This is a genomic window from Paraburkholderia lebeckiae (assembly GCF_014201005.1).
GTDB classification, from domain to species: domain Bacteria; phylum Pseudomonadota; class Gammaproteobacteria; order Burkholderiales; family Burkholderiaceae; genus Paraburkholderia; species Paraburkholderia tuberum.
Window position 1 is genome coordinate 286,719 of the sequence record NZ_JACHDK010000003.1, and the last position, 23,042, is coordinate 309,760.

Annotated in this window: 22 protein-coding genes; 8 read left to right on the top strand and 14 right to left on the bottom strand. The window is 62.9% G+C overall.

The features are described from left to right. Positions 1 to 85: 85 nt before the first annotated feature. Positions 86 to 1,396, top strand: coding sequence for an MFS transporter (locus HDG39_RS07860; protein ID WP_018423968.1), 1,311 nt, complete (start codon positions 86 to 88; stop codon positions 1,394 to 1,396). A gap of 336 nt (positions 1,397 to 1,732) precedes the next feature. On the opposite strand, the gene HDG39_RS07865 is transcribed toward HDG39_RS07860, so the two are convergent. From HDG39_RS07865 to HDG39_RS07885, 5 genes are all read right to left on the bottom strand, one after another. Next, positions 1,733 to 1,978: a hypothetical protein gene (locus tag HDG39_RS07865; RefSeq protein WP_260327586.1), complete on the bottom strand. Its 246-nt coding sequence runs from the start codon at positions 1,976 to 1,978 to the stop codon at positions 1,733 to 1,735. Further along, positions 1,975 to 2,202, bottom strand: a complete 228-nt coding sequence (locus HDG39_RS34935) for a hypothetical protein (RefSeq protein ID WP_260327587.1) — start codon at positions 2,200 to 2,202, stop codon at positions 1,975 to 1,977. Before HDG39_RS34935 ends, HDG39_RS07865 begins: the two co-directional genes overlap by 4 nt. A gap of 656 nt (positions 2,203 to 2,858) precedes the next feature. Further along, entirely contained in the window at positions 2,859 to 3,464 is a 606-nt protein-coding gene (locus tag HDG39_RS07875) for a hypothetical protein (RefSeq protein ID WP_184004698.1), read from the bottom strand. Between the two features lie 405 nt (positions 3,465 to 3,869). Continuing rightward, positions 3,870 to 4,484 (bottom strand): hypothetical protein, encoded by a 615-nt coding sequence (locus HDG39_RS07880; RefSeq protein ID WP_184004701.1) that lies wholly within the window; start codon positions 4,482 to 4,484, stop codon positions 3,870 to 3,872. Between the two features lie 7 nt (positions 4,485 to 4,491). Next, entirely contained in the window at positions 4,492 to 5,511 is a 1,020-nt protein-coding gene (locus HDG39_RS07885; RefSeq protein WP_184004704.1) for an AraC family transcriptional regulator, read from the bottom strand. A 224-nt stretch (positions 5,512 to 5,735) separates the two neighbouring features. Between HDG39_RS07885 and HDG39_RS07890 the strand changes: the two genes are divergently transcribed. Further along, a complete protein-coding gene (locus HDG39_RS07890) occupies positions 5,736 to 8,003 on the top strand; it encodes a beta-glucosidase (protein WP_184004706.1) in 2,268 nt (755 codons plus the stop codon). An 80-nt stretch (positions 8,004 to 8,083) separates the two neighbouring features. Here the strand turns inward: HDG39_RS07890 and HDG39_RS07895 are convergent, their stop codons facing one another. Next, positions 8,084 to 8,488 (bottom strand): DUF3224 domain-containing protein, encoded by a 405-nt coding sequence (locus tag HDG39_RS07895; RefSeq protein ID WP_018423957.1) that lies wholly within the window; start codon positions 8,486 to 8,488, stop codon positions 8,084 to 8,086. Between the two features lie 83 nt (positions 8,489 to 8,571). Continuing rightward, positions 8,572 to 9,522: a LysR family transcriptional regulator gene (locus HDG39_RS07900; protein ID WP_184004709.1), complete on the bottom strand. Its 951-nt coding sequence runs from the start codon at positions 9,520 to 9,522 to the stop codon at positions 8,572 to 8,574. 82 nt (positions 9,523 to 9,604) lie between these two features. On the opposite strand from HDG39_RS07900, the gene HDG39_RS07905 reads away from it, so the two are divergent. Further along, positions 9,605 to 10,324 (top strand): SDR family oxidoreductase, encoded by a 720-nt coding sequence (locus HDG39_RS07905; protein ID WP_018423955.1) that lies wholly within the window; start codon positions 9,605 to 9,607, stop codon positions 10,322 to 10,324. Between the two features lie 23 nt (positions 10,325 to 10,347). Here HDG39_RS07905 and HDG39_RS07910 read toward each other — a convergent pair whose 3' ends face one another. The 3 genes from HDG39_RS07910 to HDG39_RS07920 all read right to left on the bottom strand — a co-directional run bounded on the left by HDG39_RS07910 (position 10,348) and on the right by HDG39_RS07920 (position 13,590). Then, entirely contained in the window at positions 10,348 to 11,757 is a 1,410-nt protein-coding gene (locus HDG39_RS07910; RefSeq protein WP_184004711.1) for a DHA2 family efflux MFS transporter permease subunit, read from the bottom strand. Between the two features lie 55 nt (positions 11,758 to 11,812). After that, a complete protein-coding gene (locus HDG39_RS07915) occupies positions 11,813 to 13,075 on the bottom strand; it encodes a multidrug effflux MFS transporter (RefSeq protein WP_184004714.1) in 1,263 nt (420 codons plus the stop codon). Positions 13,076 to 13,260: 185 nt separating this feature from the next. Next, positions 13,261 to 13,590 (bottom strand): hypothetical protein, encoded by a 330-nt coding sequence (locus tag HDG39_RS07920; protein WP_184005253.1) that lies wholly within the window; start codon positions 13,588 to 13,590, stop codon positions 13,261 to 13,263. 89 nt (positions 13,591 to 13,679) lie between these two features. On the opposite strand from HDG39_RS07920, the gene HDG39_RS07925 reads away from it, so the two are divergent. Continuing rightward, positions 13,680 to 14,564, top strand: coding sequence for a LysR family transcriptional regulator (locus tag HDG39_RS07925; RefSeq protein ID WP_184004717.1), 885 nt, complete (start codon positions 13,680 to 13,682; stop codon positions 14,562 to 14,564). A gap of 90 nt (positions 14,565 to 14,654) precedes the next feature. Here the strand turns inward: HDG39_RS07925 and HDG39_RS07930 are convergent, their stop codons facing one another. Genes HDG39_RS07930 through metC form a run of 4 tightly spaced genes read right to left on the bottom strand, consistent with a single transcriptional unit; the run spans position 14,655 to position 18,116 of the window. Further along, complete coding sequence (locus HDG39_RS07930) at positions 14,655 to 15,425, bottom strand: amino acid ABC transporter ATP-binding protein (RefSeq protein WP_184004720.1); 771 nt, start codon at positions 15,423 to 15,425, stop codon at positions 14,655 to 14,657. Continuing rightward, complete coding sequence (locus tag HDG39_RS07935) at positions 15,422 to 16,072, bottom strand: amino acid ABC transporter permease (RefSeq protein ID WP_018423949.1); 651 nt, start codon at positions 16,070 to 16,072, stop codon at positions 15,422 to 15,424. The genes HDG39_RS07930 and HDG39_RS07935 overlap by 4 nt, the downstream gene beginning before the upstream one ends. Before the next feature lie 2 nt (positions 16,073 to 16,074). Continuing rightward, positions 16,075 to 16,914 (bottom strand): ABC transporter substrate-binding protein, encoded by an 840-nt coding sequence (locus tag HDG39_RS07940; RefSeq protein WP_260327590.1) that lies wholly within the window; start codon positions 16,912 to 16,914, stop codon positions 16,075 to 16,077. A 38-nt stretch (positions 16,915 to 16,952) separates the two neighbouring features. Continuing rightward, positions 16,953 to 18,116, bottom strand: coding sequence for a cystathionine beta-lyase (metC, locus tag HDG39_RS07945; protein WP_184004725.1), 1,164 nt, complete (start codon positions 18,114 to 18,116; stop codon positions 16,953 to 16,955). Positions 18,117 to 18,216: 100 nt separating this feature from the next. Between metC and HDG39_RS07950 the strand changes: the two genes are divergently transcribed. From HDG39_RS07950 to HDG39_RS07965, 4 genes are all read left to right on the top strand, one after another. Beyond that, positions 18,217 to 19,131 carry a LysR substrate-binding domain-containing protein gene (locus HDG39_RS07950; RefSeq protein ID WP_184004728.1) on the top strand — a complete coding sequence of 305 codons (915 nt, stop codon included), beginning with the start codon at positions 18,217 to 18,219 and terminating at the stop codon, positions 19,129 to 19,131. Between the two features lie 357 nt (positions 19,132 to 19,488). Next, positions 19,489 to 20,088: a cytochrome b gene (locus HDG39_RS07955; protein ID WP_184004731.1), complete on the top strand. Its 600-nt coding sequence runs from the start codon at positions 19,489 to 19,491 to the stop codon at positions 20,086 to 20,088. A gap of 79 nt (positions 20,089 to 20,167) precedes the next feature. Then, the gene (locus HDG39_RS07960) at positions 20,168 to 21,619 is read left to right on the top strand and encodes a glycosyltransferase family 2 protein (protein WP_184004734.1); all 1,452 of its coding nucleotides are present in this window, start codon (positions 20,168 to 20,170) and stop codon (positions 21,617 to 21,619) included. Between the two features lie 216 nt (positions 21,620 to 21,835). Beyond that, positions 21,836 to 23,026, top strand: a complete 1,191-nt coding sequence (locus HDG39_RS07965; RefSeq protein ID WP_184004737.1) for a Rieske 2Fe-2S domain-containing protein — start codon at positions 21,836 to 21,838, stop codon at positions 23,024 to 23,026. The last annotated feature ends 16 nt before the right edge of the window (positions 23,027 to 23,042 follow it).

A 23,042-nucleotide genomic window follows, 5' to 3' on the forward strand; every position in this document is an offset into this window, starting at 1 on the left:
CAACCTTGACTCGATTAGCTCGGCCCAACGTCGGCCGGCGCGAGGCTCGCGCGCGGTCAACAGCCGCGCGCCGCAGGAGGAGACAATGACTTCGGAACTCGAAAGCCGGGTGTCCCGCAAGCTGATGCTGCGGATCATCCCGTTCGTCATGCTGTTGTACTTCGTGAGCTTTCTCGATCGCGTGAATGTGGGTTTTGCCGCGTTGTCGATGAACAAGGCGATCGGTCTTTCGCCGACCGCGTTCGGCCTCGGCGGCGGGCTCTTTTTCATCGGCTATTTTCTGTTCGAAGTGCCGTCGAACCTGATTCTGCACAAGGTCGGCGCGCGGCTCTGGATTGCTCGCGTGATGGTGTCGTGGGGGCTCGTGTCGCTCGCGTCGGCGTTCGTCGTCGGGCCGACCAGTTTCTACGCGCTGCGCTTCATTCTCGGCGTCGCGGAAGCGGGCTTCTTTCCCGGCATCATCCTGTACCTGAGCCTGTGGTTTCCGGCGCGGCAGCGCGCGGTCGCGGCGGCATGGTTCATGGCCGCCGCGCCGATCTCGACTGCGATCGGCTCGCCGATTTCCGGCGCGATCATGAAGCTGCCGCCCATTGCCGGACTTGCCGACTGGCAATTGCTCTACATACTGGAAGCCTTGCCCGCGATCATCCTCGGCTTCTTCGTGCTCAAGTATCTGACCGACAAACCCGCGCAAGCCGAATGGTTGCAGCCCGAAGAACGCGACTGGCTGATCGCGAAGCTGAAGCTCGAAGCCGACGCCCGGCACGCGCACGCGGGCCACACGGCCGGCGCGCTCAGCGCGTTGCGCGATCCGCGCGTGCTCGCGCTCGCGCTGATCTATTTCGGCACCTCGGCGGGACTTTATACGCTCGGCCTGTGGGCGCCGCTGATCATCCGCCAATACGGTTTCGGCACGTTCGAAACCGGGCTGCTGGCCGGCGTGCCGAGCGTGCTCGCGGTGATCGCGATGGTGCTATGGGCGAAGCACTCGGATCGCACCGACGAACGTACGTGGCATGTCGTGATTCCGTGCGCGCTTGCGTGCGTCGGCTTCGTGTTCGCCGGTAATGCGACGACCGCGTTGATGATCGTGCTTGCGCTCGTCGTCGTGAACGTCGGAATCAGTGCCGCGAAGGCGCCGCTGTGGGCGATGCCGAGCATGTTCCTGTCGGGCGCCGGGGCGGCGGCGGGGATTGCGATGATCAACTCGATCGGCAATCTCGGCGGCTTCGTCGGGCCGTTTGCGATCGGCTGGCTCAAGCAAGTAACGGGCGGCTATACGGCGGGGCTTTACGTGGTCGGGGCGACTTTGGCGGTGTCGGCGGTCGTGACGTTGATGTTGAGCCGGCAGACGAAGCATGCGCCGGTCGCAGTGGGCGAACGACCGGGGCATTGAGCGAAGCACCGATGAAGCGAGTGCGCCGCCGGTTGAAAAGCCGGCGGCAACCGCCAATTCATCCGATACGTCAGTACCCGACTACCGGAAGCCGTAGACGCGCAGCAGCTGGCGGGAATCAAGCACGCCATAACGGGCGCGAAGCGTTTTTTCAACCGCCTCACAGTCTGCATAGTTGCCGCTGTCGGCAAGGCGATACGCAATGCGTCTTACGGCCTCGCGCCGAGCCGTCGCTAGCCTATCCCGATTCATGACGGTTTGCCTCTGACGTAACGGTGTCGCTTACATCATACGGCGCACAGCGACGCGCTGCCGCCATGCCTCGCCGTGTCTCGCTCAATCCAGATCGAACAGCGCCCGGTCAGCGGGCCGGGATAGCGCATCGTCCATCATCCGGCGAAACTCCGCCTCATCCCACTCGCCGCGATCCACACGCCTGAGAACGGCCTCGCCGACGAGCTGCACCTTGCGCTCGCGGTCGGCCTTCGTCTGCTTGTGCGCCTGGCGGCGCGCTTGATCTTTAGAAGCGGGATTTTCCCGGTTCGAAGCAGCGCCGCCCTCTCGCGACGCGAGGGAGGTCAATCAATCTCCTGAATCCCGTGGCACACCGCGACGACTTCCGCACCGACGGACGGCTCCAGTACGAACAGGATGGACTTTTTTGCAGCAATGGCTGCATCGATTGTCTGCGCCTTCTCGTCCGTCATCGCTGCGCGATAGTCATGCTGGCTGTGTGCCCAATTTACATAGGCGCGAATCTCATCGGGCGCGAACGCATGCGACGGCGAAATGAGCAGGCGCGACACTACATTCTGCTGGCAGAAATCGTTGATACGTACGGCCGAGACTCCGGAGAACAATAGTTTCGGCACAGCGCCGTCTGCGCATTCGAAACTGAGCAGCAGAGAGGAATCCGTGCGCGAGTATGCGCAGCCGACCAGCTCGGCGTCGTGATAGCTATGTCTGGTTTTCATGAGTGGCAAAGGTAGGAAAGGGTGTGATCGCTTGCAGGATGGTCGACTGGGGCAGTTTTTAGGGTAGCGGCGAAACCAACGAACAGGCCAGTGCGGCGCAGTCTCGTCAGTTCGAACAGCGGCAGTCTATTCGTTGTGCCCGGAAAAAGACGGCAGTAACCCCTCTCAGGGCGCCGCCTGTCTTTAACGCCCGCCCCGCTGCGAGCGTCTTTTTCTCGTACGAACAGACTGGCTTACTTGTGCTTTAGGCTGTCTGCCGAGAACGCCCGCCAGTTGCGCGGGCGTTCTCAGAGGCGGAGCAGACGGATTGCCACCGCTCTTAATGTGGAGTCGTCTGGCAGTCCATGGAGGTCCCTGCGGGTTGGGTTACGCAGGCTGGATATGTGTGGGCAGTCATCGAAATAACCTTCCAGGTTTGTTGACCAAAGGAGCCCAGTGAACATGACGAAATGGTTCCGCGTCAATTCATTCGATCCCGCAGCACCCCACTACCGGAAGCCGTAGACCAGAACCTTCTTCCCTTCGAACGCCTCCTGCACACCTTGCACGCAATCCATCGGGCAGCTGTAGCCGTCGGGGGCCGACGCGGCCGACGGGATGCTCGCCCGATAAACGACGGATTCGACCTGCGTCCCGTCCGAAGTGACCACGATGTTCAGATCGGTCTCGACGCCGGCTGGCACGGGTCCTCCGGTGATATAGACGATCGACATCGTGCCGGTGCAATCGGAGTTCACCTTATAAGTACCTTTCTGGTGCGGATTGAACGTTGTCTGCCCACCTTTCGGCACGCCGTTGATGCTCCCGAAATCGGTGCGGGTAAATTTGCCGTTGCCGTCGAATGTCACGAGGGCGACGTCATCGAGCATCGCCTGGGTGGCGAACGGATGCAGCACGTTGCTCGAATCCAGCAACCCAAGGATCACGCCGTGACCGATGAACCCATAGGGTCCTTTTAGCGTTGCATTCGAGCAAAGACCGCCGCCACCGCCACGGCCACGGTCGCCGTCATCACCGCCGGCCTGCGCGGTGCCACTCAGCGACAGAAGTGCAACGGCTACAGCCGACCAAATGCTTAATTGGCGGGTCTTCATCTTCATCTCCTTGTCAGCGAATCAGGCGCGTGAAATCGCGCCGCGCAAGGGGCCTATCGGCTGCCGGATCAGGCGCCTGATTCAATCAAGCGAAAATAGTCGATGTGAAATGGCCGCAGCGATACCTGGTCGCCGTCGTGTGAGGGACCAGGGGCGGGCCAAAGTAGTGAATGGCGAAACGCTTTCACCAAGCAGTCGTATTTCGCTCGGTGTCGGCGGATACGTGCGGAAGGGATGCACGAAAGTCCGCGCAATAGTGACTTCGTGGGTCAGCCACGCCTGAAAGTCGCATAGCGAAAACCAGTGTAATCGATGCTACTTGCGGCGACCTGATGAATATCGGACAAAAGGAAGGCACATTCAGATCGCGCGCTGCGAATCGTCGCACTGTCTTTCGGGAGCCCCTCACCGAACCCTGTCCTCGGAATACGCTCGCACCCGTCGACGCCGCACCACCATCAACAAACAAACTCCACTTGCTGCCACGATATTCACGGCCGGATAAAACGCCACTGCCACACTCCATTTCGGCAGCGCAAGAATCGCGAGCGCGTATTTAAAAACACAGAGCGCGAAGTACAAAAGACTCTCACTCCACGGATCACGAATAGTCTTGCGAACCGTCGGTGCGAGGCCGACGAGTTCGATCAGCGTCACAAGACAGATCGACAACGTCGGATCATTGGTGATTATCCAGAGCGGAATAGCGGACAACGCCGCGGCAAGGCAAAGCCAATCAAAAACGGTCCGCTGCCGTTCACCCCGAAAGACGCTCGATACGAGAACAAAGAAGCAGGTGGCCGCGATCGCCGCGGTACACCACGCCGAAGGACCCGCACCGGCGACGAACTGGCCGACAGCCGCGATCGCCGTGACGACCGACCAGATCAGCCACGTGAACAGATGGGGGCGTACGGTGCCGCGCCAGATCGCAAGTCCATAAGGCAGAAACGCGACTAGCGAAACGATCGCCCCCATGACGCCGAACAGTCGAGTCATGTCCTGATCGATGCTCATCATGGGACGATCACACCCGGCACCGTCCCCGATACCGCGCCGGCGGCGCTCCACACGCTCGCGTAAAAAACCGCGTAAACGCGGTCGTCGATGCAAACCCGACCCGCTCGCTGATCTCGCTGATCGACATCGGCGTATGCGCGAGCAGCGTGCGTGCTTCGTCGATGCGCGCTTGCGTCAGCACCTCGCTGAAGGTTTTGCACTCCGCCGCGAGCTTGCGTTGCAACGTCCAGCGCGTCAGTGACAGCCGCTCGCAGACGATCGTCTGCAGGCTCTTCGGCTCGATCGCGTCCGCGTGCTCGCGCAGCACGTCACGCAGACATCGCTCGACCGTCGGAGAAAAGCGGCCCTGCTCGCGAATCCGCTGCAAGATTCCATGCGCGGCATGCATGTGAATCTTCGAGAGCGGCGCGTTGTAGACCTCGAACGCGCGATCCAGCGCGGACGACTGCAACACCATCCGATTGCACGCCTGATCGAGTTGAACGCGCACGCCCAACGTCCCGCTCAGCGCCGCGATCGCACCGAGCCGCGCATCGGTGACACCCGCGTCGCGCACGCGCAGTCGCACGTCATAGAGCTTTGCCACACCCGCTATCAGCGCGAAGTTGCCGAGCGCGCTCGATGCGTTGCGCCCTTCGCCTTCCGTCACGTATTCGAATGCGACTTCGTCGCCGTGCTCCTGCATGACGAGCCAGTCGACATTACCGATCAGGTCGCGGTAAGCGACGTAATTGCGCAATGCATCGCGCAGCGTCGGGCAATTGCAGAGCACGCCCGCAAGCTCGGGGAAATACAGCAGACCATCGAGCACGTCGCCCTCGGGCGCGCCGCGCATCAGGCAGCTTTCCGCAAGCTGGAGCATTGCGATGTGCTTGTCGCCCGGCACTCGCGCATCGGCCGTGGCGATGTCGGCCTCGTCGATGCCGATATCGTGGGCCACTTTGGTGCGATCGAGGCCCTCGCGCTCCGCCGCGTCGAGCAATCCTCGATAGATGCGCGCTGAAACGGACTTCTGACGCAAATCCACTTTGCCTCCTCCGGTCGAAACCTGTCTGCGGGTTTTCCTGACTCTTCATCGGTCAAGTGCTGCACCTATCGGTCAAGCGCGTTTCGGGCGCATCCCTAGAATTTCTTTCGGCGCATTACCACGAGCGCTTAGCGTAACAGGACGCGTCACGTGCCGATAGCGCGTCGATACAACGTGACGCAATGCAAATCACATGACCGACAACGACAATACGGAGCGAGATGATGAGAAGGAAGCTGACGATACCCTTTGCCGCAAGCGCCATCGCCTGCGGTGTCGCGCTGGTACTCGCCGCCTGCGGCAATGGCAGCAACATCAGTGACCCGGCGTTGCCGTCCGATCCCGATGCGCGCGCCGATGCGCGTGCCGCCGCGCTCGTCCAGAAGATGACGACCGCCGAAAAGATTCAGCTCGTGCACGGCGTGGGCATCCCCAATGCGGGACTCGGCGGTCCGTATCCGGCCGGCGTCAACGGAGCCGGCTACATTCCCGGCATCGCGCGGCTCGGCATTCCGGGCCTCGCGATGGCCGATTCGGCCGGCGGCGTCAATGTCGTCAACTCGAACGCGACGGCGCTGCCCGCGCCGGTGGCGCTCGCGGCAAGCTGGGACCCTGCGCTGGCGAACCAATACGGCGCGCGTATCGCGACCGAGCTGCGCGTGCTCGGTTATGGCGAAGGTCTCGGCGGCGGCGTCAATCTCGCGCGCGAACCACGCAATGGCCGCACCTTCGAGTACATGGGCGAAGATCCGGTACTGACCGGCACGCTGAGCGCCGCGCGCACGATCGGCACGCAGGCGCAGAACGTCATCGCGACGATCAAGCACTACGCGATGAACGATCAGGAAACGAACCGCATGACCAGCAACTCGGTCGTCGACGAACGCACGATGCGCGAAACCGAACTGCTCGCGTTCGAGCTCGGCGTCACGCAGGGAACGCCCGGCAACGTGATGTGTTCGTACAACCTGGTGAACGGCGTGTATGCGTGCGAAAACCCGTATCTGCTGACCACCGTGCTGAAGAACGAATGGGGCTTCAAGGGCGTGGTGCAGTCGGACTGGACCGCCACGCATAGTACCGTCGCCTCGGCGCTGGCTGGCCTCGATGAAGAAGAGCCCGGCGATCTCGGCGGCGGAGCGTCGATTCCGGGCTTTACGCTGACGTCGTATTTCAACACCGCGCTGACGGGCGCGGTCAACGCCGGCAGCGTGCCGATGTCGCGACTCAACGACATGGTTCAGCGCAAGCTTCGCACGATGATTCGCTATGGCGTCTTCGATTCGCCGCCAACTACCGGAGGAAGCGTCGATCAAACCGCGGGCAATGCGCTCGCGTTGCAGGTCGCGCAGCAATCGTCGGTCTTGCTGAAGAACGCGGTGGCGAGCGGCGATTCGCAACCGGTGCTGCCACTGAACGCGGCGGGGCTGTCGTCGATCGTGGTGATCGGCGGTCACGCGGATGCGGGCGTGCTGTCGGGCGGCGGCTCGGGGGCGGTGCCGGCGGCCGCGGGCAACGCGGTGTCCGGTTGCGTGTCGCCGTCGCCGCTGTTGAGTACCTGCGCGACGTGGTACAAGTCGGCACCGCTGGCCGCAATCCAGGCGAAGGCGCCGAACGCGAGCGTGACCTTCGTCGACGGCACGAACGCGGCGGCAGCGGCGACCGCCGCCGCGAAGGCGGACGTGGCGATCGTATTCGCGACGCAATGGGAAAGCGAGGGCGCGGATTTGCCGAGCCTGAGCCTGCCGAGCAATGCGACCGACACCTATAACCAGAGCTACGATCAGAACGCGCTGATCAGCGCGGTCGCGGCGCAAGCGAAGCGCGTGATCGTCGTGCTCGAGAACGGCAGCCCGGTCCTGATGCCGTGGCTATCCAACGTGCACGGCGTGCTCGAAGCGTGGTATCCGGGCGTGCAGGGCGGCCAGGCGATTGCCGATCTGCTGTTCGGCGCCGTGAACCCGTCCGGCAAATTGCCGATCACGTTCCCGATGCAGGACGCGGATCTTCCGCAACCGACGATCTCGGCCACCGATACCACCGTTGCCTACAGCGAAGGGCTCTTCATGGGTTATCGCTGGTATGACGGCAAGCAGATCGCGCCGCTGTTCCCGTTCGGTTATGGGCTGTCCTACACGAGCTACAGCTACTCGGGCCTCAACGCGCAAGTGGATGCGAGTGGCAACGTGAAGGTGACCTTTACCGTCAAGAATACGGGCTCGCGCGCGGGCGCGGAAATCGCCGAAGTTTATGCCGCGTTGCCGAGCGGTCTGGGCGAGCCGCCGAAGCGTCTGGTCGGCTGGCAAAAGGTCGCGCTGCAGGCGGGGCAGTCGCAGCAGGTCAGCGTATCGATTGCGCCGAAGCTGCTGTCGACGTGGGACGCGACCAACCACGTGTGGAAGCTCAACGGCGGCGTCTATCAGATGATCGCGGGGGCTTCTTCGCGCGATCCGAATGCGTTGACGGCGTCGGTGACGATTGCGGGGCATTGAGCGCTGAGGTTTTGAACTGAAAAGGCTGGTAGCGGGGTACGGGGTCGAGCGCCGTATCCCGCCGGCACGCGTTCGGCATGTCAGTCGCCGGGCAGACGATAAGCGAACTCGTACGAATGCGCGCCGTCGACGATGTCGATCTTGAACTCGCCTTCAATGCCGCTCAGCTCGCCCGTGCCTGAATCCGGCACGACCGTCACCGCCAGCGCCGCAGCGCCGCGATTCATCACGCCGATATGCTGCAGCACGAACGTGCCCTGCTTGCCCGCCAGCGTGCCAGTGACCTGTTCGAGCGCGACATAGCCGGCAGAGCCTTTGACGTTCGTCATCGCGCTCAGCATTTGCCCTTGGGTGGTCGCGGCGAGATCGCCGGAGATCTGCTTGTCGATCGACATGCGGCCGAGCTTCGATTCGGCCTCCGCGTTTTCGAACGGCATCGGTTGAAGGGAGACGATGAAGGTGCCTTTTGCGACGTGGTGAGTCATCGGAATTTCCTCCTGGCTTGAACGGGCGACGGCGAAGCGGCGAAACGAACCGTGACGCTTCCGAACCGTAGCACACGTCGCTGTCAGGGCGCTGCGCGCGTATTACCGTCAGCCGTGCCGAACGCATCCGCGAACTCGCGCTTCAACCACGCGAGCGCCGGGTCCTGGTCGTGCGCCGCGGCCCACATCAGCGAAACCTCGTAGCCCGGCAACTCGAATGGCAGCGGACTCAGCGCGAGACCGAGCGTATCGCGCCAGACGCGGCCGATGAACTCCGGCACCGTCGCGATCGCCGCCGTGCGTTGCACGATGAACGGACTGGTCGCGAAGTTCGAGCTCGAAAACACGACGTCGCGCTTCAGTCCCTGCATCTCGAGTCGTTCATCGATGAAGCCGCGCAGCTCCGCGCTGAACGAAGTCAGCACATGGCGGTGGCGCAGAAACTCGACCATCGACAGATGCTTGCGGCGCGTCCTGACGAGCCGGGGGTTGTAGACGCTCACGAAGCGCCACGAAAACAGCGGCGTGAGTCGCTGCCACCGCACGCATTCGCGGAATACGCCGACCGCGAGTTCGATCGCGCCATCGTCGAGCATCGCGGCGGCGCGCGTCGAATCTGTGGAGCGCGCAATCAGCTTCACGCCGGGTGCGGTGTCGGCGAGGCGCGCAATGATCTCCGGCATCAGCAGCAGTTCGAGCGAATCGCTGAGGCCGATGCGGAACACCCGCTGCGCGCGGGCCGGATCGAAAACGGACGGCTGCGTGAGCGCCTGATGCAGCGATTGCAGGAACGGCTCGATCTGCCGCGCGAGTTCGAGCGCGCGCGGCGTCGGCGTCATGCCTTGCGGCGTGCGCACGAACAACTCGTCGCCGAACGTCTCGCGCAAGCGCTTCAGCGCGCCGCTGACGGCCGGTTGCCCAAGAAACAGCCGCTGCGCGGCACGCGTGACGCTGCGCTCTTCCAGCAGCGCGCGGAAGGTCAGCAGCAGGTTCAGGTCGAAGCGCCGAAAATCATTTTCAATGATGTTGGCCATGACATTAAACGATTTGAGTGATGGGCTCGCACCGCGCATTCTACTGCCACGGGGTCTTCCGTTCACACTCAGGAGCAATGACATGGACTGGCAAAATCAGAAGGTCGTGGTGCTAGGTGGCTCGTCGGGCATTGGGCTCGCGATGGTGAAGCGGCTCGTGGCGGCTGGCGCGAGCGTCGTCGCGGTGGGGCGCGACCGCGCCAAACTGGACGATGCGCTGATTGGCATCGGTGGACAGGTGACGAGCGAGGCGCTCGATTGCGCCGATCGCGCGGCGCTCGGACACTTCTTCGGCGGGCTCGGCCGGATCGATCATCTGGTGATGACGCTGTCGGGCGGCGAAGGCGCGGGGCCGTTTGCCGAACTGGATCTGGCCGCGCTGCGGCGTGGCTTCGAGGCCAAGTTCTGGCCGCAGCTCGAAGCCGCGCAGACAGCGCTACCCACGCTGCGTCGCGACGGCAGCGTGACGTTTCTGACCGCGATTTCGGCGCGCATCGCGAATCCGGGCACGGCGGGTCTGGGTGCGATCAACGGCGCGCTCGAAAGCATGATCGGCACGCTGGCGCGCGAGCTTGCGCCGCTGCGCGTCAACGCGGTGTCGCCGGGTGTGATCGATACGCCGTGGTGGGACAGATTTCCCGCGAGCGTGAAGAGTGAGCTGTTTCGGCAGCAAAGCGAAACGTTACCGGTGCGGCGCGTCGGGCAGGCCGACGATGTCGCGCACGCGCTGCAGTTTCTGCTGGAGAACACGTTTATGACGGGGGCGGTGATCGAGTGTGATGGCGGCTTGCGGCTACTGTGAAGCACGGGCGCGAGAATGCGTGGTCAGGCGTTCTTCGCCCGCTGAACGCGAACCGGCAGAAACATCGCCGCCGCGAAGCACAACAAATGCAGCCCGGCCAGCAGCACGAACGTCGGCAGAAATCGGCCGGGCTGTGCGCCCGAAACACCGTGCAACGTCGACGCTATCACCATCGAAAGCAGCGTCGTCGCGAACGGACCGCCCACTCTCTGCGCGATGTTCAACGCAGTATTCGCAACCGCGAGCCTTTCTCTCCCGATCGACGAATACGCGGCCGAGATCGACGGCACGCTGATCGTCCCCTGACCGACGCCCGCAAAGAACAGACCGACCGCGGCCCATCCGGTGGAGAACGAATCAACGCTCAGCCATAGAAACACGAGCGTGCTCAGAAACGCCAGCAGTGCGCCGCCCGCCGCGAGCGCGCGGCAGCCGAGCCGCTCGGTCAACCATCCGAGCAGCGGAAACGAGCACATCATGCCGACGCCGGTTGCCGCGAGCAGGCCGCCCGCGTGCGCGGCCGACAAACCGCAGCCCGCGATCAGAAAAAGCGGCACTGCGAGCTGCCGTCCATACATGATCCCGTTCGCGAAGAACTGCGCGAGTGCGGCGACCGAGAACGTACGTATCGCAAACATGCGCACGTCGATCAGCGCGGTATGGCCTTTGCGCGCCGCGTACAGCACGAAGCCGGCGAGAAACGCGACGCCCGCGAGCAGACACGCCAGGCCCACCGCTCCTGACGCGTCCTGAAGCCCATAGACAAGCGCGACGAGCACAGGGGAGATCAACGCAAAGCCGGTGAAATCGAACGATCGCTTCTGCGACCCGGCGGCATCGCGCGGCAGCAGCAACACCGCCATCGCGACGCCGAAAGCGCCCACCGGAACATTGACGAAGAACAGCCAGGGCCAGCTCGCGTGGGCGAGCACGAGGCCGGCCAGCACCGGGCCGAGAATCGGGCCGAGCAGAATAGGTATCGCTGTGTAGCCCATCACCCGCTCGAGATTCTTGCCGGCCACGCGTCCGATCATCATTTGTGCCATCGGCACGAGCACACCGGCAACGAGGCCCTGCAAGATGCGCGCGCCGATCAGCTCGCCGATCGTCTGCGCCGCGCCGCACAGCATCGACGCTATCGTGAACGTCGAAAAGCAGAACAGGTACAGCCGCTTCGCGCCGATGCGGTCGACCAGCCAGCCGTTGAGCGGCAACATCAACGCCATCGCGAGCAGGTAGCCGCTGACGATCCACTGAGCGGTAGCGATCGACGCATCGAGCGTATGGCCGATCGCCGACAGGGACACGTTGACCAGCGTCGAGTCCATCTGCGACATGAACGAGCCGATCGACACGACCGCCGCGACTTTCCACACGGTCGGATCGATCCGCGTGGAAGCGGATGCGCAAGCGCGCTCGCGCATGCCGCTCATTGGTCCGCGCGTGTACAGATGAAGGTCTGGCGTTCCGTCGAGCTCATGTGCCGGCTCACGCTGCCTTGCCGCTCGCGCTCGCCGCGGCCGCAGGCTGTACCTGCTCGAGATGGCGCAGCAGCTTCCTGACCATCACGACGACGACGAACGCGAGGACCACGAAGAACAGCGCGAGCGGTGTGAGCACCTGCACCGACACGAAGCCGGCCAAACCCATCATCGCCGACGACACCAGCAGCAGCGCGCAGCCGAGAATCGCGCTCGTCAGACCCGCGATGTGCGGGAACAGCGAGTTGCCCTTCGCCATCAGCGTCGGATACATCGCGCCGGCGCAGAAGCCCATCACGAGCACAGGCGTCGCGAGCGTCCACACGCGCAGACCGACCGTCAGCGCGAGCAGCAGCATCGCAAGCGACGCGGCCGCCATCAGCCGTGCGCCGATGCGCAGCCGCTGCTCGGCGCTCGGCAAACCCGGACCGTGCAGGCGATTCGACAGACCGCCAAGAAAGTACATCATGCCGATGCCGAGCGCGAGGTAGCCGAAGAAGGTCGGCGGCTTGTGCAGCGTGGTCTGCACCATGAACGGCCCGACGATGTTGAACACCAGCAGGATGCTGTAGCACAGGCCCTGCGCGAGGAAGCAGCTCTGGAACACGGGGCTCGCGAGCACTTTGCGCGCGTTCGCGGTCAACGTGCGCGGTTCGAGATGGACGGGCTTCGGCAAGGTCTCGCGATAACGCCACAGCAGCGCCCACATCACCAGCGAATAGATCAGCAGAAACACGAGGCTCGCGCGCCAGCCGAACGCGGTCTGCAGATGCGCGCCGATCACCGGCGCGACGATCGGCGCGAGCCCCCACGCGATTGCCATGTACGTGAACGCATGCAGCAAGGCCTGACCCGCGAACGAATCGGTGATGATCGCCTTCGCCAGCAGGTTCGTGCTCGCGATGCCGAAGCCCTGCAGTGCGCGGGCGAGGATGAACGTCTCGAGATTGGGCGCCGCGAGCGACAGCAGGCAGCCGACCGTGTAGACCGTCAGACCGAAGGCGAGCACGCGCTTGCGGCCATACGCGTCGGCGATCGGACCGAAGATCAGCTGACCGAACGCGTAGGCGGCCATGTAGACGGTGACGCTGGTCTGGATCGCTTGCGGCGAGGTGCCGAAGTAGCGCGCCATCGCGGGCAGCGCGGGCACGTAGATGTCGATGGCGAGCTGTCCGGCGGAAGCGAACAGGCAGATCAGGAATAGCAGGAAGCGCGGCGAGTTCGGGGCGGAGTCGGCGGAAGCGGGGTGGTCGGCGGTGGCGTGGCTCATGGGTGCATCGAAAGGGAATACTGGCGGCGCGGGCATCGGTGGGTTCGGATATCGAACGGAAAAGGCGAATGCCCGCGGCATTATCGCCGGGTATTGTGCCCGTGGTATGGCAGGAAGTGGGATATTCCCTGGCGGGGGTGTGGGATGGCGCGGCCGACGGGCGAGCTATCCCGCCGCAACGAGGCTCATTTCGCGCAGTCCCCGATCGACCGCAGCAACGCGCCCTGGTCTGCCGGGTCCTGGAAGAACGCGACGAAACTCGCATGCTCGTCGTTTGCGATGCGGCCGGAACAGTCCTTGCCTTTGAGCGGGGGGCGAGACGCCGTCCAGATCATCGCCATCACGGCGAAAGCGAGCACGAGGCCTGTAAAGACGAGCCCGAGCAGTAACGACCTGGCGTCGTCCGATATTGCGTCTAGCCGATGCGAAGCCTCCCGCGGCTCGCAACTTCTGGTTGAAGATGAGTTCATGCCAATGGCCCCGATGGTGAGCGTTGAAAAAACCAGCGCCACCATCTTCCGTCTGCACGTAAGATTGGAAAAGTTGAGTTTACTGACCACGTGATTCAGCTTTTCTGACCTATGCCATTCCGATTCCCATTCCTATGAGAGAAATCAGTCTTGACCGCCTGCGCACTCTTGTCGTCGTCGCCGACCTCGGCTCTTTCGCCGAGGCCGCTCGCATTCTGCATCTCGCGCCGCCCACGGTCAGTCTGCATATCGCGGATCTCGAGAGCCGCGTCGGCGCGCCGTTGTTGTCGCGCAAACGCGGTCAGGTGCGGGCCTCGGCGATTGGCGAGACGCTGGTGGCCTATGCGCGTCAGATGCTGGCCAATGCCGAGCAGGCACTGGAGGACGTGCGGCGACAGGTGGAAGGGCTCGGCGGACGGGTTCGGCTCGGCGCTTCCACCGCGGCCATCGCGAATCTGCTGCCGCAGGCGTTGGAACGACTGGCCGCCGGGCATCCCGGCATCGATGTGCAAATCGCCGTGCTGACTTCGCAGGAAACGCTGACGCGACTCGCCCAGGAGTCGCTCGACGTGGGCATCGTGGCGCTGCCGCAAGCGCCGCTACGAGGGCTATCGATCGAAACATGGCGCCGCGATCCGGTGGTCGCGTTCATGCCGGCCGGGTGGACGTGTCCGGCTCGCATCACGCCGCGATGGATCGCCGCGAAACCGCTGATCCTGAACGACGCCACCACGCGGCTTTCGCGTTTGACGACGGAATGGTTCAGCGCGGCGGGGCAGCACCCCACGCCGCGAATCCAGCTCAACTACTCGGATGCGATCAAGAGTCTCGTGGCAGCGGGATACGGCGCCGCGCTGCTGCCGCAGGAGCCGAGCCGTGCGGCGACCGACGCGCGCATCGTCACGCGTGCGCTGCGCCCGGCGCTATGGCGGCAGTTGGGCCTGGCCTTTCGCGCAGGTACGGTGGAGCGTCCGACTCAGTATGTGCTCGACGTATTGCGGAGTTTGCGGTTGAGCTAGCGGGCTGTGTTACGTCGCCGACGCTTTCCGCCGCTTTTGCAACGGAAGCCCTGCGTGTGATTCAAGGCGGTGTCGCGGCGTACTCAACACTCAGGTCTCGATCAGATGCAAAAACTGCCTTACCCGTGGACTGCTGCCTTCGCCAAAGAAGGCTTGCGGTGTTGCGTCTTCGGCAACCACGCCGCCATCCATAAAAACAATGCGATCCGCTACATCTCGCGCAAACCGCAGTTCGTGCGTGACGATCAGCATCGTCATGCCCGCTTTGGCAACGTCGCGCATGACGGTAAGGACGTCCTCCCGCAGCGCTGGATCGAGAGCGGATGTGGGCTCGTCGAAGAAGATGACCTCTGGATCCATCGCGAGCGCCCGCGCGATCGCTACGCGCTGCTTCTGACCGCCGGACAGCCGTGCCGGATATTCGTTGGCTTTTGCGGCCAGGCCAACCTGTGTCAGCAGGTGAATTGCGCGCTCCGACGCTTGCGCACGAGGGACACCCTTGACGCTGACCGGACCTTCCATCACGTTTTCCAGTGCTGTCCTGTGCGGAAAGAGGTTGAACGACTGGAACACCATCGCGGTGCGCTGGCGGATCGCGCGGATCTTCTTCTGATTCTGGCGCGACGGTTTTGACAAACCGTTGCATTCGACATCAATGCCGCATACTGTCACGCCGCCGGCATCCGGTACCTCGAGGAAGTTCAGTGAGCGCAGCAGCGTGGTCTTGCCCGACCCGGACGGACCCATTACAACGACAACCTCGCCTTTCGATACGCTGAAATCGACGCCGCGCAAGACCTGGTTCTCGCCAAATGCCTTCGAAAGTCCACGGACTTCAATCGTCCCGATATCAGTATTCATACAAAACGCCTCGAAATGCGATTCTCGAGGACCGTCTGGACTATCGTGAGAATCTGGTTGATGCCCCAGTAGATCAGGCCGACCATCAGGAACATTTCCATGTAGCGGAAGGTGGAGGCGCCGACCTGGTCGGCGACGCGGGTCAGTTCCACCACCGTGATTGTCGAAGCGAGGGATGTATCTTTAATTAGTGCAATCATGCGGCTGCCGACAGGCGGAATGGCGATGCGTAGTCCTTGGGGAAGAATGACCCGCGACATGGCTTTCCAGTAACCCATGCCCAGCGACATCGCAGCTTCCCACTGGCCCTTGTCCACCGCGTTGATGCCGGAACGGAAGTTTTCGCTCAGATACGCGGCCGAAAACAGCGTGAGCGCGAGGAGCGCGGCGGGAACCGGTTCAAGTGTCAGACCGTACCGGGGCAAACCGAAATAGATCAGCAGTATCTGCACGAGCAGCGGCGTGCCACGGAAGATGGATACATATGCGAATGCGAACGCGCGTAGTGCACCTATGCTGGAGATACGAGCCAAGGCGACCAGCAACCCTAGCGTCGAACCGAGCACAAACGACAACAAACCGAGAAAGAGTGTCATCAGCACCGCACTCTTCAACAGCGGAAGCGAGCGCATGAAAAGCTCGATCATGACTACTCCTTGTGCGCCTTCGCTTTGGTGATCGTGCCGGGCATATCGTAATCCCGTCCGACCCACTTCCTGGCAATGGCCTCGATCGTCCCGTCAGCCATCATGTCTGCAATGGCCTTGTCGACCGCTGCGAGCAGGGCCGGTTGGCCTTTCATCAAAGCCGGCGCTGATAGCTGGTAGATCAAGGGTTCGCCCACTTCCTTGACCGGTAAATGGTTGACGTTGGCGTACTTCATGCCGCCGAAGTGCGAGATGATCACCGCCTCGATACGTCCATTGCCCAGATCGCTGAAGACGAGTCCCCCGTTATCGTACGAACGGATGTCGGAGTCATGCAGGTGTGCTCGTGCCCATGTTTCATTGCTTGAGCCAGTGACCACTCCCACTCGCTTGCCTTTAAGGGTTTCCTTGCCCTTAATGTCTGTGTTGCCGGCAGGTACGAAAATGCGGAAATCCTCCACGCCGTATGGCTCGCCGAAATCAACCTGTTGTTGCCGTTCAGGTGTAGGTGTGAGATCGTTCATCACAAGGTCGTACTTGCCCGTCTTCAACCCTTCCACGAAGTTCTTGAACGAATCGGCGACGAATACTACGTTCGGCACGCCAATGCGCTTGCCGACTTCCTCTGCAATTGCAACGTCATAGCCGACAGGTTGATTGTTTTCGTCAAGCATGCTCCATGGGGGACTACTCTGGGTGTTGGCCACGCGCAATGTGCCACTCGCCTTCGCCTGCGCGAGAAGATCCGCTGCCTGCACAGTAGCCGGTGAACTGAATGCCGCGCAAAGCGTCACGAAACTCGCTATCGTGACAAAGCGCCCCCATCCCTTGATTGATTTCATCTCGTACTCGCTCATCCAGGTAAATTGAATTAAAAAATCTACGCAGCGGTTGTTCGGGTGCGTCTGAATGCGTCAAGACCGGCATTCAGATCCGCAAGCAGCATCGCCGGGTCCTCCAACCCGATCGAAAGGCGCACGATAGGCTGGTCGGTAAGCGGGAACGCACGCTCGGCCTGCAACGGGGCCGGGTAGTAGGCAGCGAGGCTATGCACGCCTCCCCAGCTCGCCCCGATGGGGAAATACTGGAGCGTATCGAAGAATGCGTTGAACGCGTCCTCCGCCGCGGGCTGGAGGATCAGGGAGAAGAGACACCCGCTGCTCGCAAAATCCCGCTTCCAGATGGCATGACCGGCATCGGACTGCAGTGCCGGGAATAGCACCTTGCTCACTTCCGGGTGACGTTCGAGTTCCCTCGCAATCTGCAACGTTGAGGCGCTCTGGGCGGCGAAACGGACCTTCAGGGTTTGCAGGCCGCGCATGACGAGGAAGCAGTCATCAGGGCTGGTCTGCTGGCCGAGAACGCTCTGCGTCTCGCGCAAAGTCGCGTAGTAACCCGCGTCGTTCATGCTGATGCAGCCCACCAGTAGATCCGAATGACCACCAAAAAATTTCGTCGCGGCTTCGACGCTGAAATCCACACCGTGTTCGAGCGGTTTGAAAGCGAGCGGGCTTGCCCAGGTGTTGTCCATCATCGTCAATACGCCGTGACGTTTCGCGACTTCGACGATCGCCGGGATGTCGGGCATCTCCATCGTCACCGTCCCCGGCGACTCCATGCAGATCATGCGGGTATTGGGCTTGATGTACTTCTGAATCGCAGCCCCGATTGCCGGCGGATACAGTTCGACCTCGACGTCGAAGTGCGCCAGCCACTTATGCGCGAATGTCTTGAGCGCGCCGTAGCAGGCAGCGGACACCAGCAGGTGATCGCCGCCGCGCACGAAGCCCATCACGGTCGTCATCAGCGCGGATTGACCGGAAGGCGTCACCACGCAATGCGCGCCACCTTCGAGCTCGGCGATGCGGTGCTCCAGTTCACGAGCCGTTGGCGTTCCGGTGATGCCATAGCTGTAACCGTCCGGTTGCCGCTCCTTGCGGCGCGAAAACTCGGCCAGAGAATCGAATACAACCGTCGATGCCCGGATGATGGAGGGGGACAGGCTGCGGAACGGCTGCGGCGCTTTCTGGGGATTGCTTGTCATCTTGCTCCCGGTGATGCCTCGTGGTGGATTGATGATCGAAGTTTACTTTCGCGCGGAATTGCATCAACATCGGAAATAATTAGGTCAATAAGTCTAGGTTATGCGGATCAGGGATATTGAAGTGTTCAGGGCCGTCATGAACGCAGGAAGCACGAGCAAGGCGGCGGCCCTGCTCGGCATTTCGCAACCGGCTGTCAGTCAGGCCATCAGGCGTCTGGAAACCATGGCGGACTTCGGCCTGTTCGAGCGGATACGCAGCCGGCTCGTTCCCACCCAGGAAGCCGTTGCCCTGATGCGTGAGGTTGACCAGTACTTCCGCGGATTCGAGGTCATCGAGCATCGAATCCGTAGTTTGCGGTCCTACGGATTGGGCCGGATGGCGATCGCCTCTCTGCCGGCACTGGGCACAGGCTTTCTGCCACGTGTCATTGCGGCGTTCGATGCCCCGTCCAGAAACGTGCAAATTTCGCTACAGGTGATGAGTTCGCGCGAAGTGCATGAGAAGGTCTCGGCTGGACAGGTGGATTTCGGCCTGATGTCCGACGAGATGTCGATGGCCGGCCTCGAACACTCGGTGTTCGCGCGTATGCGGGCTGTCGCAGTGATGAACTCACATCATCCTTTGGCCGCGCGTCCTGTCATCGCTGTCGCGGATCTGCCTGAATTTCCTTTCATCGCGCTGAATCCCGAAGACAGCACCAGGCTACGCCTGGACACGCAACTCACGGCACGCGAAATCCGTCTCAAACCGGTCGTCGAGACGCCGTATTCGCACACGATCTGCGAACTGGCGCTCGCGGGAGTCGGTATAGGAATCGCTCATCCGCTCGTGACGTTGGACTTCGCGGAGCGGGGGCTCGTCGTGAAGCCGATCGACATCGAGGTAATGTTCACAGGAGTGCTGGTGTTTCGCCCTGGTACCCCACTCACGGAAACCGTGAGGCAGTTCATGCGGCACATGAGAATGCAGCTCGAACGTGACCAGAAGGCGCTCAAAAGGGCGCTGGCGAATTGATCGGATAGAAATCGGACACGCTTGATCGCTACATCGCGCCTGGCCTCGTCACGTTCGACACCGCGTTCGAGCGACGGCTCGAACGCGCGCAAGCGCAAGGCGAACTCGATGCTGCCGCGAGTCCCGCGCTGATCTGCGGGACGCCAGCCAGAACATGGGCCAAAACACCAGCTAAAAAGCGGCCACGCGAGTGCGATTTGCGCGCGTGTCGTGCATCCAAAGCCCGAAACAAACTGAAACACGCAGGTTAAGCGCTTTGCGGAATAAAACGGCACACTAGGGCGTTCGCGTGATACCGGTAGCGTCGATTTTCAAACAGCTTTCGCGGCATTCATCGCCTTCGCGAACGGAACACCCATGAACATCCAAGCGAATTCCCTGACCGATTCGACCGATGCCTCTCGCCCGCCGCGCTATACGCGCACCGCGATGACGCTGCACTGGCTGATCGCGTTGCTGATGTGCGCCAATGTCGTGCTCGCTCTGTCCGCCGATTCGCTGCCCGACGACTGGGTGCGTCCGGTGATCGACACGCACAAATCGATCGGCATCACGGTGCTCGGGCTCGCGCTGCTGCGCATCCTGTGGCGCGTGTCGCACAAGCCGCCGCCGTTGCCGCGCGAGTTTCCGTCGTGGGAAAAGACCGCCGCGCAACTCGCGCACTTCGCGCTGTATTTGCTGATGATTGCGTTGCCGCTATCCGGCTGGCTGCACGATTCCGCGTGGAAAGACGCGGCCACGCATCCGATGCATTGGTTCGGCCTGTTCCAATGGCCGCGCATCGGCTATGTGATGCATCTCGACCCGACACTGAAAGAGACGTTGCACGATCGCTTCGGCGCGCTGCATACGTGGCTCGGCTATGCGCTCTATGCGTTGCTGGCGATGCATATCGGCGGCGCGCTCAAGCATGAGTGGCTCGATCGCAAATCGGTGTTGAAGCGCATGACGCCGTGAAGTCGCGGCGTGTTTTTGATGGCGCGCGAACACCGCTTCGCCAACTAACCGCAACCCAGCTGAACCTGAGACACTCGCCTTGAAGAAGACCCTCGAACAGGCACTCGCTGTCGCGTCGCCGCGCATTCTGCCGCGTCGCGCGACGCTATCGAGCACGCTGATCCATTCCAGCGTCGTCGTGCTGTGGGCACTGCTGTTCGCGCGAGCATTCTTTCTGCGTGGCGCGCTCGCGTGGTCGACCGGAATTGCGTATGTCGTATATGACACGTTGCTGCTCGCGTTCGTCACGTGGAAGTCGTTGCCGCTCATGCGCCGCGCGGCGCCGCTCGAAGCCGACCACGAACGGCGCGAGTTGCCGGGCATGGGTGTCATCGTCGCGTCGCGTAACGAGGCGGCCGTGTTGCCGGTCACGCTCGCCGCGCTGCTGCGGCAAACGCACGGCCCCGCGCAGATCGTGATCGCCGACGACGGCTCCACCGACGCCACCGCCGAGCTGCTCACGCAACGCTTCGGCCTCACGTCCGCCGCCGATGGCGTGCTGAGTGCGCCGAGCTCGCTGCATCCGAACCTGTTCTGGCTGCGCGTGCCGCACGGCGGCAAGGCCCGCGCGCTCAACGCCGCGATCACCGTGATGACGACCGACACCGTGATGACCGTCGACGCCGACACGCTGCTCGACGACGACGCCACCTACGCGATGCGCGCCGCGTTCGCGAGCGGGCCGTCGCTCGTCGCGGCAGCGGGCATTCTCGTGCCGGTCTGCGGCAAGTCGCTGTCGGGCCGCGTGTTCCAGTGGTTCCAGACCTACGAGTACATGCGCAACTTCATCGCGCGTTTCGCGTGGATGCGCGCGGACAGCCTGCTGCTGATCTCGGGCGCATTCGCGTCGTTCCGGCGCGATGCGCTCGTCGCGGTCGGCGGCTTCGATCCGCAGTGTCTGGTCGAGGATTACGAACTGATTCACCGGCTGCGCCGCTATTCGGTGGATCACAAGCTCGGCTGGGACGTGCGCGTGGTCGGCGAAGCGCATGCGCGCACCGATGCGCCCGACACCCTCGCAAGCTTTCTGCGCCAGCGCCGCCGCTGGTTCGCGGGTTTCCTGCAGACGCAGTACTGGAACCGCGACATGACCGGCAATCGGCGCTACGGCACGCTCGGCATGCTGATGCTGCCAGTCAAGGCGGTCGACACGATGCAGCCGATTTACGGCCTCACGGCATTCGCATTGCTACTCGGTTTTCTGTTCGGCGGACACGGGGCGATCGTCGTGTCGATCTTCAGCGTGATCGGCCTGAAAACGGCGATCGATCTGGCGTTTTACCTGTGGAGCATTCATCTCTATCGGCGCTGGACCGGCGAGCGCAGTGGCAACAGTCTCGGCATGGCGATGCTCGCGGCCGTTGCGGAGCCGTTCACGTTCCAGCTCGCGCGTCATCTGGGCGCCGCGCTCGGCTGGCTGCATTTTCTGCGCGGCGGCCGCGCGTGGGGCGTGCAAAGGCGATCCGGGCTCGTCGCGGTCGACGAGGATTGAGCAGTTCGAAGTGCAGGTCAATGTTTCTGTAGGGCGGGTGTGGTAAAGGTGGGCTCGGTCACCCTGATGCGCGCTGCTGCGCAACGTGTGCTGCGACGCATCGCGCATGTCGGCGAAAGTGCCATGCGGCGGCTGCATCAAGTAGACTGGTGAAGATGCCGCACTGCCATGCAGCGCGGCAACCTTCCATCAGCTGGTGCACGGAGGCTTTGACCTATGCATGCAGTTCCCCCGCTCGAACAGGAACAGGAATACGCAGGCGCAACGCTCGCTGCCGCGCCTGCTCAAGCCACTCACGAGGCGCCGGTGCGCGATCTGCGCCGCGTCGCCATTCATCCGGATTACTGGTACCCACTCGCGTGGTCGCATGAAGTGAAGCGCGGCAAGACGCTCGGCGTGACCTTCGCCGGCGATCCGATCGTGCTCGCGCGCACCGAGAGCGGCAAAGTGTTCGCGCTGGAAGATCGGTGCGCGCATCGGCAGGTGCCGCTGCATCAGGGCGTGGTCGACGGCGAATCGATTCGCTGCGGCTATCACGGCTGGACCTACGACTGCTCGGGCAAGTGCATCGACGTGCCGTACCTCGGCCGCGAGCGGCTACCGAACGGGGTGCGCTCGTATCCGTGTCAGGAAGTGGAGGGGCTGATCTTCGTGTTTCCGGGCGACGCCGCGCTCGCGGAGGAGCGGCCGTTGCCGGGCTTTCGCTCGGTGTCCGACCCGAAGTACAAGACGCGCCGCTTCGGCCGTCCGGTCAAGTGTCATTATTCGTTCATGCACGAGAACCTGATGGACATGAATCATCAGTTCCTGCATCGCCGCCAGATGGGGCGCATGCGCGCGCGTTCGCTCGGGCGGCGGCGCGGTGAGGGCTGGGTCGAGGTCGACTACACGTTTGCGCGCATGGAGGGGCAGCAGCCGCTAGGCGAGGCGATGGTGTTCGGCGAGAGGCGCAAGACCGGTGGCTCCGGCGACAAAGACGTCATGACGATCCGCACCGAATACCCGTTCCAGACGCTGCAAATCCGCAACGTCGAGCAGACGCTGGTGATGGACCTGTGGATCGTCTATGTGCCGCTTGACCGCGAGCAGCGCACCAACCGAACGTTCGGGCTGCTGTCGATCCGCAAGCCCGGCATTCCGGGTGTGATGAATCTCGCATGGCCGCTGCTGGTGTGGTTCACCGAGCGCATTTTCAAGGAGGATCGCGAGATCGTCGAGGCGGAGCAGCGCGCCCACGATTCGCAGGGAGCGGACTGGAATCACGAGGTGTTCCCGGTCATCAACGACTTGCGCGCGCTGCTGCGCGAGTGCGGCGCGCCGGACCAGGTGGTCGGCGCGGGCACCGGCGATACGGCGGTGATCCGTTTCTGGGATTCGCGTCACGGCGATCCGCTCGCCAAGACCTGAGCGCGGCGCGGCGCGG